Raw genomic sequence first — 14,456 nt, 5'->3', positions numbered from 1 at the left:
GCTGTCTTTCAGCGATTGTCCGCGAGCCGCACGGTTTGTCACAAGCCATCAATACGGATGTGTGACATGCGCACGACGATATCGCCCGGTATCTCCGATACCCACCGCTATCGCGCGCGCCGTCACAGGCTTGTCAATGCGCTTCTTCCCAGTTCAGGCCGGCGCCCACCTCGGCGACCAGCGGCACCTTCAGGTCGGCGACACCGCACATCAACTCGGGCAAGCGCTTGCGCACGTCGGACAACTCTTCGTCCGGTACTTCGAGAATCAATTCGTCATGCACCTGCATGATCATGCGCGTGCCGATCTTCGAGTCCTCGATCCACTTCTGCACCGCGATCATCGACAGCTTGATGAGGTCGGCAGCCGTGCCTTGCATCGGCGCGTTGATCGCGGCGCGCTCGGCGGCCTGGCGGCGCGGACCGTTGCCGCCGTTGATCTCCGGCAACCACAGGCGGCGGCCGAACACGGTCTCGACGTAGCCCTTGGCCTTCGCGCTCACGCGCGTTTCGTCCATATAACGCGCGACGCCCGGATACCGTGCGAAATAGCGGTCGATATACAGCTTGGCCGCATCGCGCGTAATGCCGAGATTCGAGGCGAGACCGAACGAGCTCATGCCGTAGATCAGGCCGAAGTTGATGACCTTGGCCACGCGCCGCTGATCGTTCGAGACTTCGAGCGGCGTCACGCTGAAAATTTCCGCGGCGGTGGCGCGGTGAATGTCTTCACCCTGCGAGAACGCGCGCAGCAACGATTCGTCGCCGGAAATGTGCGCCATGATGCGCAACTCGATCTGCGAGTAGTCCGCGGACACGAGCTTGTGGCCCGGCGGCGCGATGAACGCCTCGCGAATCCGACGGCCTTCGCCGGTTCGCACGGGGATGTTCTGCAGATTCGGGTCGTTCGACGCCAGCCGGCCCGTGACCGCGACGGCCTGCGCGTAATTCGTGTGCACGCGGCCCGTGGTGGCGTTGACCATGCGCGGCAGCTTGTCGGTGTAGGTCGATTTCAGCTTCGACAAACCGCGGTGTTCAAGCAGGATCTTCGGCAGCGGATAGTCTTCGGCGAGTTTTTGCAGCACCTCTTCGTCGGTGGACGGCGCGCCGCTCGGGGTCTTCTTGACCACCGGCAATTCGAGCTTTTCAAAAAAGATCTGACCGATCTGCTTCGGCGAGCCGAGGTTGAATTCGCCGCCGGCCAGCACGTAGGCTTCGCTTTCGAGCTGGATCAGCCGCGTGGCGATTTCACTGCTTTGCTGACGCAGCTTTTCAGCGTCGATCAATACGCCGGTGCGCTCCATCTTGCGCAACACGCGCGAGGTCGGCACCTCGATGTCGCGATAGACGTGCTCGAGCGTTTTCTCGGCGGCCACTTGCGGATACAAGGTCTGGTGCAAACGCAAGGTGATGTCGGCGTCTTCGGCCGCGTATTCGGCGGCCTTGTCTAACGCGACTTCGTCGAAACCGATCTGCTGCGCGCCCTTGCCCGCCACCTCTTCGTATTTGATCGTCTTGACGCCGAGATGGCGCAGCGCGAGGCTGTCCATGTCGTGCGTGCGGTGCGATTCCAGCACGTACGATTGCAGCAGCGTGTCGTGTTCGATGCCGCGCATTTCGATGCCGTAGTTGGCCAGCACCTGCTCGTCGTATTTCACATGCTGACCGACCTTCTTGTGTTCAGCGCTTTCGAGCCACGGCTTGAGCTTGCCGAGCACTTCGTCGCGCGGCAATTGCACGGGCGCGTCCGGGCCGCGATGCGCGAGCGGCACATAAGCGGCACGCCCGGCTTCCACCGAGAACGACAGACCGACGATCTGAGCGGTCATCGGATCGAGCGAGGTGGTTTCCGTGTCGAACGAGGTCAGCTCGGCCGCGTTGAGCCTTTCGAGCCACGCGTCGAATTGCTCCCACGTCTGCACGGCTTCATAGTGGCGTTCGTGGTCGACGGTAAGCGCCGGCGACACGTCCGTTTCCGGACCTTCCACCGCGTCCGCGATTTCCACTTCGCGCAGCCAGGTCTTGAAGCCGTGGCGCGTGAATACCTCGCGCAACTCCGCGCGCGATTCCGGCTGGCTTTGCAGGCTTTCCTCGATCGACACGATATGGTCGGTCAGATCGCAATTGCGCTCGACGGTGACGAGTTTCTTCGCCATTGGCAGAAAATCGAGCGCTCGCCGCAGATTGTCTCCTACCGCACCTTTGATTTCGTCCGCATGTGCGACGATGCCATCCAGCGTCTCGTATTGCGCGAGCCATTTGAGCGCGGTTTTCGGCCCGCATTTCTCGACACCCGGCACGTTGTCGACGGTATCGCCGATCAACGACAGGTAGTCGACGATGCGCTCGGGCGGCACGCCGAACTTGGCGAGCACGCCGGCGCGATCGAGCGTTTCGTTGGTCATCGTATTGATGAGGGTGACATAATCCGACACGAGCTGCGCCAGATCCTTGTCACCCGTCGACACGATCACCTTCATGCCGCGCTTTTCCGCCTCGGTGCTGAGCGTGCCGATCACGTCGTCGGCCTCGACGCCGTCGATCATCAGCAAGGGCCAGCCGAGCGCGCGCACGGCGACGTGAATCGGCTCGATCTGGCGCGAGAGATCGTCCGGCATCGCCGCGCGATTCGCCTTATAGTCGGCGTACCAGTCGTCGCGAAACGTTTTGCCCTTGGCGTCGAACACGCACGCGCTATACTCTGCTGTGACTTCCTTGCGCATGCGCCGCAGCATGTTGATCATTCCATAGAGCGCACCCGTCGGACCACCTTCGGGCCCGCGCAGATCAGGCATCGCATGGTAGGCCCGGTACAGATAACTCGAACCGTCGACCAATAGCAGGGTCTTACCTTCAAGGCTTCGTTCTTCAGGCATTATGACTAAGAGAAAAGTGATTCCGAGTCTGCGATCACTCGCAGATCAAGAGCGCGCAACGGCAAAAAAGGCCCGCGCATCGTGGCAGATGTTCACGATTATGGCAGAGTTTATCGAGGCGACCGAGTACCTCTCGGAGATTCGCCCGGCTGTCAGCATCTATGGTTCGGCGCGCCTGAAACCGAACTCGCCGTACTACAAACTGGCCACGCAAATCGCGCGCAAGCTGTCCGACGCGGGCTTCGCGGTGATCTCCGGCGGCGGCCCCGGCATCATGGAAGCGGCCAATAGAGGCGCACATGCAGGCAAGGCACCGTCGGTCGGCCTGAACATCGAACTGCCGCACGAGCAATCGGGCAATCAGTGGCAAGACATCTCGCTGCGCTTCCGTCATTTCTTCACGCGCAAGGTGACCTTCGTGAAGAATTCGGATGCGGTGATCGTGATGCCGGGCGGCTTCGGCACACTCGACGAGCTCGCCGAAGTGCTCACGCTGATCCAAACCAAGAAGTCGCGTCACGTGCCGATCATCCTGGTGGGCGCCGAGTTCTGGGAAGGTCTGCTCGCGTGGTTCAAGAATTCGCTCACGCCGATGGGCCTGATCAATCCGACCGATATGGACTTGATGCAGGTGATCGACGATCCGGACCAGGTGCTCGAGGCGGTGCTGAAGTTCTACGAAGACCGCGAAGAAGCCGAACCGCATCCGGCCAAGTCGGATGAAGACCGGATGTTCTATCTGTGATGGCCTGCTTTTCGCGCCTCAACCGCGCGAATTGAATAGCCAATCAGCACACGCGCGCTAGCGGGCGGCTTCCAGGCCGCCCGTTTCCGTTTCATCGGTCTGGTCGCCTTGCGCTTGCAGCCACTCGCAGAATTGCGCCACCAACGGCGCATGCGCGACCTCGCGCCTTGCCACCCACCAATAGCCGCGTGCGTCGATACGCGGGGCGGCCAGCGGCACGACGAGCCGCCCCGACGCAAGTTCGTCCGCCAGCAACGGCAACGGGCCGAGCGCCACGCCGAGCCCGTCCACCGCCGCCTGCAAGGCCAGATAGAAGTGATCGAACGACTGCTTCTTGCGGCACTTCGCCGTCACGCCGGCTGCCGATAGCCAGTGGCGCCAGGCGTCGGGGCGCGTGTCGGAATGCAGCAGCACGTGTTTGGCGAGGTCGTCGGCTGTGTTGATCGGCAGGCGCTGCAGCAGCGCGGGACTGCACACCGGCAGCTCGCTTTCGCCGAGAAAATGCCCGCTCACGCAGTTCGCCCAATGAGCCGGCCCGCGCCGCACGGCGACGTCGAAGCTGTCCAGCGTTTCCACCGGCGCGTTCGAGGTCGACAACCTCAACTCCACATTCGGCACCTTGCGCTGAAACTGATGCAGACGCGGCAGCAGCCATTTCATCGCGAAGGTCGGCAACGCACTCACGCGCAGCACATGAACGACGCCGGTGTCGCGCAATTGATCCGTGGCGAGCGCGATGCTGTCGAACGCCGCCTGCACGGTGCCGAGATAACGGCGGCCGTCTTCGGTTAGACGCACGCGTTTGCCGCGACGCTGGAACACTTGCACGCCGAGCCACGTTTCGAAAGCCGCGACCTGACGGCTGATTGCACCGTGCGTCACATGCAGTTCGTTCGCGGCAGCGGTGAAGCTTTCGTGCCGCGCGGCGGCCTCAAAGGCACGCAGCGCTGGAAAAGGAGGAAGATTACGGGACATGCTTGTGATTCTAGATCACAAAGGCGCGCTCAAAAATCGTTTTGCTGGCCGCCGCTTCGGCGCTAACCTCGTGAGCTTCACCTGGAAGCTAGCGACATGGACCACAAACTGACCTCGCCCGAATCCGCACTCGCGCCCACGCCCACGGTGCGGGAAATTTTCAGCGGCTTTCTCGGCCTTGGGCTGATCTCGTTCGGCGGCGCGCTGCCATTGGCACGGCGCGCGCTGGTCGAGCAGCGCCGCTGGCTGAGCGCCGAGGAATTCACCGACTTGCTGGGCCTCTGCCAATTCCTGCCGGGCGGCAACGTGATCAATCTTTCGGTGGCAATGGGCATGCGCTTTCGCGGCGTGCCCGGCGCGCTGGCCGGCCTGCTCGGATTGATCGCGGGACCGTCGCTGGTGGTCATCGGCCTTGGCGTGCTGTACGAGAACACGCAAAACGACCCGCACGTTCGCCATCTGTTCGCCGGGCTCGCCGCCGCCGCGGCGGGCCTGCTGATCTCGATGGCCGTGAAAATCCTGCTGCCGCTGCGCAACAAGCCGATGGGCGCCCTCATCGCGGCGCTGGGTTTCATCGCGATCGCGATCATGCGCCTGCCGCTTCTGCCCACCATGCTCGTGCTGACGCCGCTCAGCATCTACCTCGCGGCGAGGAATGCACAATGACCGACACGCTCGTTTCCCTCGCCATCATCTTCAGCCAGCTTTCGTTGCTCGCGTTCGGCGGCGGCAACACGATTCTTCCGGAGATGCAGCGTCAGGTGGTCGAGGTGCATCACTGGATGCCGGCCAGCGAATTCAGCGCGTTGTTCGCACTCGCTCAAGCCGCGCCGGGGCCGAATCTGATGGTCGTCACGCTGGTCGGCTGGCACGTGGCCGGATGGGCTGGGATGCTCGTGACGTCGGTGGCGAAGTTCGGGCCGTCGTCGATCGTGACGATACTCGCGCTGCATGCGTGGGACCGCTTCAAGGACCGTCCGTGGCGGCGTCACGCGCAAATGGGGCTGGTGCCGGTGACGGCCGGCATCGTCGCGGCAAGCGCGGCCCTGATCGCCGAGGCGTCGAACCCGACGGCGATTGCGTGGGCGATTACCGCTTTCACCGCCGTCATGGCGTTGAAAACGCGCATTCATCCACTGTGGCTGCTGGCGGCCGGGAGCTTGATCGGGCTGACCGGATTTGGGCAGCCTTGAGCATTTCGCGCGGCGCGCAAATAATGCCAGCGGGGCGCGCTTGCGCTCGCCCGCGCCGCCTGAACTGAAAACCCGCTGCTTACTGAAACGCCACTTCCGCGAAACTCCGCAGCTTGCGGCTATGCAGACGATGCAGCCCGTTCATCCGCAACAACTCCATCGCTTTCACGCCGATCTGCAGATGCTGATCCACTTGCGCGCGATAAAACTGATCCGCCATGCCGGGCAGTTTCAGCTCGCCATGCAGAGGCTTGTCCGACACGCACAGTAAGGTGCCGTAAGGCACACGGAACCGGAAGCCGTTCGCGGCGATCGTCGCGCTTTCCATATCGAGCGCGATCGCGCGGCTTTGCGAGAGCCGCTGCACCGGCTCGCGATGATCGCGCAGCTCCCAGTTACGGTTGTCCACGCTCGCCACGGTGCCCGTGCGCATCACGCGCTTCAACTCGACGCCGTCCAGTTGCGTGACTTGCGCGACCGCGCGCTCCAGCGCCACCTGCACTTCGGCGAGCGCCGGAATCGGCACCCACAGCGGCAAGTCGTCGTCGAGCACGTGATCCTCGCGCACGTAGCCGTGGGCGAGGACGTAGTCGCCGAGACGTTGCGTATTACGCAGACCCGCGCAGTGGCCGAGCATGATCCACGCATGCGGACGCAGCACCGCGATGTGATCGGTGATCGTTTTCGCGTTCGACGGCCCCACGCCGATGTTGATCATCGTGATGCCGCTGCCGTCCGCGCGCTTGAGGTGATACGCGGGCATCTGCGGCAGACGCGGCGGCGCGGTGCCTTCCTGCGCCTGCTCGCCGAGATTCTCGTTGTACGTAACCACGTCGCCGGGTTCGACGAACGACGTGTATTCGCTGCGATAGGCGCGCAGTTCCTCGTCGTCGGTATGGGCCATCATGGTGCGGCCGAGCTTGACGAACTCGTCGATATAGAACTGGTAGTTCGTGTACAGCACGTAGTTCTGGCAATGCGTGGGCGACGTGGCCGTATAGTGCTTCAGCCGATGCAGCGAGAAATCGACCCGCGCCGCCGTGAACAGCGCCAGCGGATGCGGCTCGCCCGGCGGCGGCTCATAGGTGCCGTTGACGATGCGGTCGTCGAGCAATGCGAGGTCGGGCGTGTCGAACACGTCGCGCATCAGGAACAGGCGCTCGCGGTCCAGATCGCCTTCGAGATGAATGCCCTCCGCAAACGCGAAGTGAATCGGAATCGGCTGGTCGGACACGCCCACTTCGATCTGCACGTGATGGTTTTTCGCCAACAATCGCAATTGCTCGCGATAGTAGTTGCCGAACAGGTCCGGGCGCGTCACGGTGGTCTCGAACACGCCTGGGCCCGCGACGAAACCATACGAGCGGCGCGAGTCGATATGCGTGTTGACCTCGGTGCATACGCGAACGAACGGGTAGCACGCGCGCACCCGGCTCTCGAACAGCTCGTTGCGGCGATAGCGTGCGAAGGCGTCGCGCAGGAACGAGGTGTTCGCTTCGTAGATCGCCGACAGCCGCGTGACGGCCTCGGTGGCGTCGTCGAAGGATTCAGTTGGAAAGCTGTGCGCGGGAGTCTGCACCGCGCGTTGGTTGGTATCGTTTTTCATCTTCGTTGGCCTCGATTGATGAGACGACATTACCACGGAACCCGCGATCGCCAAATGACCGCGCGGCGCTTGTTTCCACCGCTGCAACAGCGGTCGCGACAGGGGCGGCGCGCCGCGCCGAAGCGGCGCAAAATAAGGCTGTCGCGCCCGGAAGCTGGCCTGGATTTGCTAGAATCGCGGGCACCTATTGGAGAATCACCATGAAGCCGCTCCTTCCCGTCGCCGTGGCACTGGCCCTTGCCTTTGGCAACGCCGCGATGGCTGCCCAGCCCGTCGATGACACTCCGCCCGCCGGCGCGCCCCAGTCCGCCAATGAACGGGCCGGTCTGCCCGATCTGGAGAAGATCAATCGTCCGGCCGCGCAGGTCAGCTCGAAGGTCGAAATCAATGTTCCGCGCACCCCGAGCTTCCACGAACGTAGCGCCAACGGCACCGAAATCACCGAATACCGCGACAAAGGCAAGCCCGTTGAGATCAACGTGCGCTCGAATCTCGGCACGCGCTACCAGATGAGCGCGCCGCTCGATACTTCGCCCACCGTGCGTGATAACGGTCGTGCGAGCACGCGTTTGCCGTCGGTGAATCTCAGGTATTGATGTATCGTCGGCACGGTGGCCGGACCGTGCCGTTGTTGCTTGGGGCGTCGTGTTGGCGTCCTGGGCTGCATGCCTTGCTTCATGCGGCGTCGGGGTTCCTCCGGGAGTGCGACGCCGGAACGTCTTTCAAACCGGTACTCCGTTCACAACGCCTTCGGCACCGCATCTGTCACGGCATTGCCACCACACTTGCCACATTCAGCACTGGCCGAACCATGCCAGCCCGACCAACCTGATCCGACGTTTCCCGCATGGCTGTCTTCACCGCTGTCACCGAACCCCAACTCGCAGAATGGATGCGCCATTACGATCTCGGCGAAGTCGTCGAGTTTCGCGGCATCCCGTCCGGTATCGAGAACAGCAATTTTTTTCTGACGACGACGCGCGGCGAATACGTCCTCACGATTTTCGAAAAGCTGACGGCCGAACAACTGCCGTTCTATCTCGACCTGATGCGGCATCTGGCGTCGCACCGCGTGCCGGTGCCGGACCCCATGCCGCGCGAAGACGGTGCGCTGTTCGGCACCTTGCATGGCAAGCCCGCCGCCATCGTGACCAAGCTCGAGGGCGCGCCGGAGTTGGCGCCGCGTGTCGAACACTGCATCGAGGTCGGGCAGATGCTCGCGCGCATGCATCTGGCGGGACGCGATTACGCACGTTATCAGCCGAATCTGCGCAGTCTGCCGTGGTGGCGGGAAACCGTGCCGATCGTCCTGCCGTTTCTGGAAGGCGCGCAACGCGACCTGCTGTCAACCGAACTGGCGCATCAGGAAGCCTTCTTCGCCTCCCCGGATTACGCCGCGCTGCCCGAAGGCCCATGCCACGCCGATCTGTTCCGTGACAACGCGCTGTTCGCGCATGCCGCGCCGGATACGGGCCACGAAGTACGGCTCGGGGGCTTCTTCGACTTCTATTTCGCCGGCTGCGACAAGTGGCTGTTCGACGTCGCCGTGACGGTCAACGACTGGTGCGTCGACCTCGCCACCGGCAAGCTGGACGACGCGCGCACCGAAGCGATGCTGCGCGCCTATCAAACGGTGCGCCCCTTCACCGTCGAAGAAAACCGCCATTGGGGCGATATGCTGCGTGCGGGCGCGTACCGTTTCTGGGTCTCGCGCCTGTATGATTTTCATTTGCCGCGCGCGGCCGAACTCCTCAAACCGCACGACCCCGGCCATTTCGAGCGCATTCTGCGCGAACGCCTTTGCGGCGTTCCACTTCCAGGCATTCATACCTCATGCAACTGATCGAAGTTCCCGCGAAAACCGGCTATGTGTGGTTCCGGCAGGGTATCTGGCTGTTCCGCAAGAACCCGCTCGCGTTTCTGACGCTGTTCTTCACGTACCTGCTGGTGATGACGCTGGTGTCGCAGATTCCGGTGATCGGCAGCGTGCTGCCGCTGGTGTTTATTCCGGGCGTCGCGGTCGGCTTCATGGCGGCATGCCGCAATACGATCGCGGGCAAACCCGTGTTCCCGACGATCCTCGTCGACGGCTTTCACTCTTACGGCCCAGTGGTCGCCAAACGGCTGCTCGTGCTCGGCGTGCTGTATGTCGTCGCGATGGCGCTGGTGCTGGCCGGTTCCGCGCTCGCCGACGGCGGCATGCTGCTGAAGGTGATGCTCGGCGGCGCGACGATGGATCAGGAAGCAATCGCCAACAGCAATATGCCGCTTGCGGTTCTCACCGCCTTCGCGTTCTACATTCCGGCGGCGATGCTGTTCTGGTTCTCACCGATTCTCGCCGCGTGGCATGACGTGCCGCCCATCAAGGCGATGTTCTTCAGCTTCGTCAGTTGCTGGCGCAATCGCGGGGCGTTCATCGTATTCGGCGCGCTGTGGTTCGCGGTGGCGATGACGGTATCGCTTGGTTTGTCTGCGTTGATGCAGGCGCTGGGCGCCGGCGACTATGCGTTCGCGATCCTGATGCCCGCCACGATGATCGTCACGACCATGCTGTATTGCTCGTTCTACGCAACGTACCGCGGTTGCTTCGGCGTGCAGACGCCCGAAGCGCCGGATTTGCCGACCACGCCGGCGGCTTGAACGATATCCTCCGCGGGCGCGCGTCGCGGCGCCCGCCCACGCGCTCCGTCCGCTCGGCACACCTCTGTGCCGCTTCCATCTGCCCTCCAGCATTCGTCAACACACGCCGATTTGCGGCACAATGGTTCGCACGCAATCCATTTGCACGCTCTTTTACACGAGATGCATCATGACTCAGCGCCCCGCTCTGCCCTTCACGCTCGACGAACAACTCTGCTTCGCCCTCTATTCGACCTCGCTCGCGATGACGAAAGCGTACAAGCCGTTGCTCGACAAGCTCGGCCTCACGTATCCGCAATATCTGGCGATGCTGGTGCTCTGGGAGACCGATGACGTCACGGTCAAGGACATGGCCACGCGCCTGAACCTCGATTCGGCGACGGTCACGCCGCTGCTCAAACGTCTCGAGGCGCAAGGATTGGTGGAACGGGTACGCGGTGTCGACGACGAACGGCTCGTGTACATACGGCTCACCAAAACCGGCACCGCACTCAAGCGTCAGGCACGTGAAGTGCCGGCGGAAATCTTTTGCGCGACCCAGCAGACGCCGGAATTCCTGCTGCGTCTGCGCGATGATCTGACACGCCTGCGCACCACTCTCAGCGATTACATGGACCAATAGTTGGTCTGCTGCTAAAGGCATGCTATCGCCGTGATGCGAAATTTCATTTGCACACTAATCATTTGTGTACTATCTTAGTCGCATGCCGCTTCAACACGCGTCCGTCAGAAGGCGGGCAAAGCATCAGCGGCAAACATGCGGACCCTGACCACCCAAATAAAGGAGCAGCACAATGAACATCCTCTACAAAGCAAGCGCAACCAGCACCGGTGGCCGTGACGGTCGTGCAGTGTCGTCGGACAATGCGTTGGACGTGAAGCTCGCGGCGCCGCGCGAACTCGGCGGTAACGGCGCGGCGGGCACTAATCCAGAGCAACTGTTTGCGGCGGGCTACTCGGCCTGTTTCCTGAGCGCGATGAAGTTCGTCGCCGGCCAGCGCAAGCAGACCTTGCCGGCCGATACGCAAGTCAGCGCCGAAGTGGGCATCGGTCCGAACGACAACGGCGGCTTCGCACTCGACATCGATTTGCGAATCTCGCTGCCGGGCCTCGCCGCGGACGCTGCCAAGGAACTGGTTGATGCGGCCCATCAGGTCTGCCCGTATTCGAACGCTACGCGCAACAACGTCGCGGTTCGTTTGCAGGTTGCGTAAATTGCCGACCGCGTGAATCGCGGATAGATGTGATTTGTGGACATGGCGCGGCAAAACCGCATCGTGACTAGCGGCGCCCGCGCCCGGCAGTACCGGCGCGGACGCCGTTTTCTTGTCGCGAACGCGGCATGTAATGTGCGGCACCGACTGTTGCCGCTAATTTGCTGGGTCGGTCGCGCGCGACCGGCTTTGCGAATCATCAAGGCGATCAGTAACGTCGTCGCCTGATGTGGGTCTTTTTTGCGCGGTCGACTTTCCCGCCCCGCGACCATCGCCCCCAACCCGCGAATCTCCGATGACACGCGTTCGACGACCGAGCGACACTTTCAGTACTGGTCTGGTCTGGATTCACCGCGACCTGCGCAGCACGGACAACGACGCGCTCTACCAGGCGCTCAAGCATTGCGAGCGCGTCTGGTGCGTATTTATGTTCGACACGGCGATCCTGCAACCGCTGATCGACAGTTGGCAGGCTCGCCATGCCGATGCACAGCCGCAAGACCGCCGCATCGAGTTCATTCTTGCGGCGCTGGACGAATTAGACAAAGCGCTACGCGCCTAGTCTCGGCGGCTGACACTCACGCCGCTGTAACTCGGTAGCCGCACCGCAAGCACCGGCGTTTCGATACCCGGTGCTTCAACCTACGCAGCTTAGTGCTGGGTCATCCACGACGGCTGACGGACGTTCATGTCACGGTCGAGCTTGCGCATGCGGAATTCGAGATCGTAGAGATCGGTTGCCTCGGCGAGAAACGCGTCAGCGCGTTCCTTCGCGAGTTGATCGGGCGACTTGGTCAGAAACAGGAAAAGGCGGGTAAGCAGGTACATGGTCGACCTCGGCAATGATGTTAGGCGTTAACGCCTAGGGGATAACCCGTATTATAGGGAAAACCCTAGGCTTAGCCAACATTTCATTTCGAAGCGTTGTTCGTAAGTCACCGTGCGTCCGCAGAAGCCGCTGTGGCGGTGCTTTCCGCCGCCCGGCCTGCGCCCGTGCGGCGCTGGTGCCTGAAAAACTCCCACACCAACGCGCTCGCGTCCGGACCTTTGGCGGAGTGAAACGGCAACGCGTCGTCGCCGCCGCTCCAGGCGTGAGCGAGCCCTTGCACCCGGCATAGCCGAACCACTCGCCGTCCGCCGCGCACATAATCGCGCATCACCATCCCGCCCTTGCGTTCTTCGCGTATGTCGCCGGATTTGCGCGCGCCGCTTTCGTCGACGATCCGGTTCAGGCGGAGAAACTGCACCGCCAATTGCTCGGCATTGACGGGCGCGACCACATGATCAGCGTCGCCATGGATGATCAGCGCCGGCATGCCGGGGTATTGCTTCATATCGGCGATTTCGTCGACGAGTTCGGCCGGTTCGCCGCGCGCGCCGCGCCGCATCACGTCCATTGCCGTGATGCCGGAGTGAGCCTCGCCGAAAGCCGGGCCCGAGTGCAGCGCGACCGCGGCAAAACGTTCCGGATAGTTGATGGCGAGGAGCGCCGTCAGGCCGGCTCCGGCGGAGATCCCGGCGACATACACGCGCTCGCTGTCGAAACCATGCTCGGCAACCAGCGCGTCCACCAGCGAAACCACCGCGCGCGTCTCGGCGCCGCCGGCGCTGTCGCTGGAGTCGTACCAGTGCCAGCAACGATGCGAATGCGCATGCTTCGACTGCTCCGGATAAACCACGGCAAAGCCAAAGCGGTCCGCCAACACGTTCATGCGCGTGCCCGCGGCGAATTCGTCGATCGATTGCGTGCAGCCGTGGAGCATGACCACCAGCGGCATGGCCTCGAGCGCATGGCCGGAAGGGATATACAGCCCGTACTGAAGGTGGTTGACGAGCCGCCCCGGCGCCGCGGGCGCGGAGTGAAACGAACGCGTCCATGAGCCGCTGGCCCATGCCGAGGCGCGCGGACGAACGCGCGATTCACGCGCGGTGCGCGGCGCTTCGCGTTTGGCGGGCGCGCGCAGCGCTTCCGTCGGCTTGATCGGACGAACTTTCGCCGAGGGCTTGCTGGTGGCGGGCCGCGCCGGCCGCGTGGCAATGCGCTTGGTCGTTTTGTGAGCGTGTTCGGTCTGGATCGCGAGCAATCGCTTGAGGCCGCGCAGCCAGATTTTCGATAGACTTTTTGCCATCGGCGGATAACCTCGCAAAAAGGGACGGGGTCCGTTCGCTAGAACGGCATTTTGTTGTGCAATGCACAATAACACCAATCCTCATGCGATGCTGACAGCATAAAGCGATGCCCAAGTCGGAAATTTCGTCACCGGCGAACCTTGCGGCGGACCAGGCGTCCAATCGCGGCAAGACATGTTCGCCAGCCAACGTCCGCGGATAAAACGCGCGACGCGCAGCGAGACCGCAGTGCGGCGCCGCGTCTATACTGGCAGTTGATCTTGATGCGCAGGCCTTTCCCGCGTCGGCGATTCAAGCCGTTCACGCGTTAATTCATACAACCAATTCTACGCGGCCTTGGTCGCGCCTTTTTGCCATGCCCGATTTGCCTGCCAACCTGTGGTATTCGATCACCAGCCTCGGCGGCGCCGGTATGACGCTGCCGCTTGCGTTTGCCATCGCGCTTTGGCTGGCGCTCGGCTACACCTGGCGCATGGCCGCCGGCTGGTTGCTGTTGCTCGGCACCGCCATCGGCGTCGTGACCGTAACCAAGCTGGCGTTCCTCGGCTGGGGTGTCGGCGTGCGCGAACTGGATTTCACCGGCGTCAGCGGCCATGCGATGCTGTCCACCGCCGTTTATCCGGTCGCTCTGTTCCTGATGCTGTTGCCCACACGCACGGTGCCGCGGCTGCTCGGCGTTGCGCTCGGCCTCGCCGCCGGTATCGCGGTGGGGTTGTCGCGAGTCGTGTTGAGCGCTCACTCGCCGTCCGAGGCCGTCACCGGCTGTCTGGTCGGCGCGCTCGCCGCGCTGATATTCGTGCGCATGGCGTGGAATGCGGAGCCCGGCCGGCTTTCCGCCCTGGGGGTCACTGCGAGCCTGATGGTTCTCGCGGTGCTCATGCACGGCGTGCACGTGCCCACGCACCGCTGGGTCACGCACATCGCACTGAAGGTGTCCGGACATGAGAGGCCGTTCATTCGCGCGAAATGGAAAGCCGTGCGCGATGTCCGCCCCGCCACGGCGCCGCTCTCGCAAACACTCAACAGGCTCACGCGGCCGCGTTCTTCCGACGCCTGAAAAATACGCTGTCGCTGACTT

General features: G+C 62.9%; 14 protein-coding genes and 1 pseudogene. 10 read left to right on the top strand and 5 right to left on the bottom strand.

Translation table 11 applies throughout. The features are described 5' to 3' along the window. Positions 1-133: 133 nt before the first annotated feature. Positions 134-2,875, bottom strand: a complete 2,742-nt coding sequence (gene polA / locus CUJ90_RS24630; protein WP_114164117.1) for a DNA polymerase I — start codon at positions 2,873-2,875, stop codon at positions 134-136. 1 nt (position 2,876) lies between these two features. On the opposite strand from polA, the gene CUJ90_RS24625 reads away from it, so the two are divergent. Further along, the gene (locus CUJ90_RS24625; RefSeq protein ID WP_114164116.1) at positions 2,877-3,620 is read left to right on the top strand and encodes an LOG family protein; all 744 of its coding nucleotides are present in this window, start codon (positions 2,877-2,879) and stop codon (positions 3,618-3,620) included. Between the two features lie 57 nt (positions 3,621-3,677). Here CUJ90_RS24625 and CUJ90_RS24620 read toward each other — a convergent pair whose 3' ends face one another. Then, complete coding sequence (locus CUJ90_RS24620) at positions 3,678-4,595, bottom strand: transcriptional regulator GcvA (RefSeq protein ID WP_114164115.1); 918 nt, start codon at positions 4,593-4,595, stop codon at positions 3,678-3,680. Between the two features lie 96 nt (positions 4,596-4,691). Here CUJ90_RS24620 and CUJ90_RS24615 point away from each other — a divergent pair, with 96 nt between their 5' ends. Further along, positions 4,692-5,261, top strand: a complete 570-nt coding sequence (locus tag CUJ90_RS24615) for a chromate transporter (protein WP_073428623.1) — start codon at positions 4,692-4,694, stop codon at positions 5,259-5,261. Continuing rightward, positions 5,258-5,788 carry a chromate transporter gene (locus CUJ90_RS24610; protein ID WP_083081711.1) on the top strand — a complete coding sequence of 177 codons (531 nt, stop codon included), beginning with the start codon at positions 5,258-5,260 and terminating at the stop codon, positions 5,786-5,788. The genes CUJ90_RS24615 and CUJ90_RS24610 overlap by 4 nt, the downstream gene beginning before the upstream one ends. Before the next feature lie 79 nt (positions 5,789-5,867). Here CUJ90_RS24610 and CUJ90_RS24605 read toward each other — a convergent pair whose 3' ends face one another. Beyond that, positions 5,868-7,394 (bottom strand): AMP nucleosidase, encoded by a 1,527-nt coding sequence (locus tag CUJ90_RS24605; protein ID WP_083081718.1) that lies wholly within the window; start codon positions 7,392-7,394, stop codon positions 5,868-5,870. 200 nt (positions 7,395-7,594) lie between these two features. Between CUJ90_RS24605 and CUJ90_RS24600 the strand changes: the two genes are divergently transcribed. The 6 genes and pseudogenes from CUJ90_RS24600 to CUJ90_RS24575 all read left to right on the top strand — a co-directional run. Then, positions 7,595-7,990, top strand: a complete 396-nt coding sequence (locus CUJ90_RS24600; protein ID WP_083081720.1) for a hypothetical protein — start codon at positions 7,595-7,597, stop codon at positions 7,988-7,990. Between the two features lie 251 nt (positions 7,991-8,241). Further along, entirely contained in the window at positions 8,242-9,237 is a 996-nt protein-coding gene (locus CUJ90_RS24595) for a homoserine kinase (RefSeq protein WP_114164114.1), read from the top strand. Next, on the top strand, positions 9,228-10,034 hold the full coding sequence (locus CUJ90_RS24590; RefSeq protein WP_073428618.1) for a BPSS1780 family membrane protein: 807 nt from the start codon (positions 9,228-9,230) through the stop codon (positions 10,032-10,034). The genes CUJ90_RS24595 and CUJ90_RS24590 overlap by 10 nt, the downstream gene beginning before the upstream one ends. Before the next feature lie 169 nt (positions 10,035-10,203). Next, positions 10,204-10,656 carry a MarR family winged helix-turn-helix transcriptional regulator gene (locus CUJ90_RS24585; RefSeq protein ID WP_083081723.1) on the top strand — a complete coding sequence of 151 codons (453 nt, stop codon included), beginning with the start codon at positions 10,204-10,206 and terminating at the stop codon, positions 10,654-10,656. Between the two features lie 172 nt (positions 10,657-10,828). Beyond that, a complete protein-coding gene (locus CUJ90_RS24580; RefSeq protein ID WP_083081724.1) occupies positions 10,829-11,248 on the top strand; it encodes an organic hydroperoxide resistance protein in 420 nt (139 codons plus the stop codon). Positions 11,249-11,543: 295 nt separating this feature from the next. Beyond that, positions 11,544-11,807: pseudogene (locus CUJ90_RS24575) on the top strand (deoxyribodipyrimidine photo-lyase); the annotation flags it as partial. A gap of 92 nt (positions 11,808-11,899) precedes the next feature. On the opposite strand, the gene CUJ90_RS24570 reads toward CUJ90_RS24575, so the two are convergent. Next, positions 11,900-12,076: a DUF3563 family protein gene (locus tag CUJ90_RS24570; RefSeq protein ID WP_073428615.1), complete on the bottom strand. Its 177-nt coding sequence runs from the start codon at positions 12,074-12,076 to the stop codon at positions 11,900-11,902. A 107-nt stretch (positions 12,077-12,183) separates the two neighbouring features. Further along, entirely contained in the window at positions 12,184-13,377 is a 1,194-nt protein-coding gene (locus tag CUJ90_RS24565; protein ID WP_114164113.1) for an extracellular catalytic domain type 1 short-chain-length polyhydroxyalkanoate depolymerase, read from the bottom strand. Positions 13,378-13,733: 356 nt separating this feature from the next. On the opposite strand from CUJ90_RS24565, the gene CUJ90_RS24560 reads away from it, so the two are divergent. Beyond that, positions 13,734-14,435, top strand: coding sequence for a phosphatase PAP2 family protein (locus tag CUJ90_RS24560; protein WP_114164112.1), 702 nt, complete (start codon positions 13,734-13,736; stop codon positions 14,433-14,435). Positions 14,436-14,456 lie beyond the last annotated feature (21 nt).

Source organism: Paraburkholderia terricola, assembly GCF_003330825.1.
Classification (GTDB): domain Bacteria; phylum Pseudomonadota; class Gammaproteobacteria; order Burkholderiales; family Burkholderiaceae; genus Paraburkholderia; species Paraburkholderia terricola.
The sequence above is the reverse complement of the archived record's forward strand: the minus strand, read 5'-3'. Positions and strand labels throughout refer to the sequence as shown.

Coding starts and splice junctions, on each gene's coding strand:
- polA (WP_114164117.1), bottom strand. CDS start 2,875: ATGCCTGAAGAACGAAGCCTTGAAGGTAAGACCCTGCTATTGGTCGAC.
- CUJ90_RS24625 (WP_114164116.1), top strand. CDS start 2,877: ATGACTAAGAGAAAAGTGATTCCGAGTCTGCGATCACTCGCAGATCAA.
- CUJ90_RS24620 (WP_114164115.1), bottom strand. CDS start 4,595: ATGTCCCGTAATCTTCCTCCTTTTCCAGCGCTGCGTGCCTTTGAGGCC.
- CUJ90_RS24615 (WP_073428623.1), top strand. CDS start 4,692: ATGGACCACAAACTGACCTCGCCCGAATCCGCACTCGCGCCCACGCCC.
- CUJ90_RS24610 (WP_083081711.1), top strand. CDS start 5,258: ATGACCGACACGCTCGTTTCCCTCGCCATCATCTTCAGCCAGCTTTCG.
- CUJ90_RS24605 (WP_083081718.1), bottom strand. CDS start 7,394: ATGAAAAACGATACCAACCAACGCGCGGTGCAGACTCCCGCGCACAGC.
- CUJ90_RS24600 (WP_083081720.1), top strand. CDS start 7,595: ATGAAGCCGCTCCTTCCCGTCGCCGTGGCACTGGCCCTTGCCTTTGGC.
- CUJ90_RS24595 (WP_114164114.1), top strand. CDS start 8,242: ATGGCTGTCTTCACCGCTGTCACCGAACCCCAACTCGCAGAATGGATG.
- CUJ90_RS24590 (WP_073428618.1), top strand. CDS start 9,228: ATGCAACTGATCGAAGTTCCCGCGAAAACCGGCTATGTGTGGTTCCGG.
- CUJ90_RS24585 (WP_083081723.1), top strand. CDS start 10,204: ATGACTCAGCGCCCCGCTCTGCCCTTCACGCTCGACGAACAACTCTGC.
- CUJ90_RS24580 (WP_083081724.1), top strand. CDS start 10,829: ATGAACATCCTCTACAAAGCAAGCGCAACCAGCACCGGTGGCCGTGAC.
- CUJ90_RS24570 (WP_073428615.1), bottom strand. CDS start 12,076: ATGTACCTGCTTACCCGCCTTTTCCTGTTTCTGACCAAGTCGCCCGAT.
- CUJ90_RS24565 (WP_114164113.1), bottom strand. CDS start 13,377: ATGGCAAAAAGTCTATCGAAAATCTGGCTGCGCGGCCTCAAGCGATTG.
- CUJ90_RS24560 (WP_114164112.1), top strand. CDS start 13,734: ATGCCCGATTTGCCTGCCAACCTGTGGTATTCGATCACCAGCCTCGGC.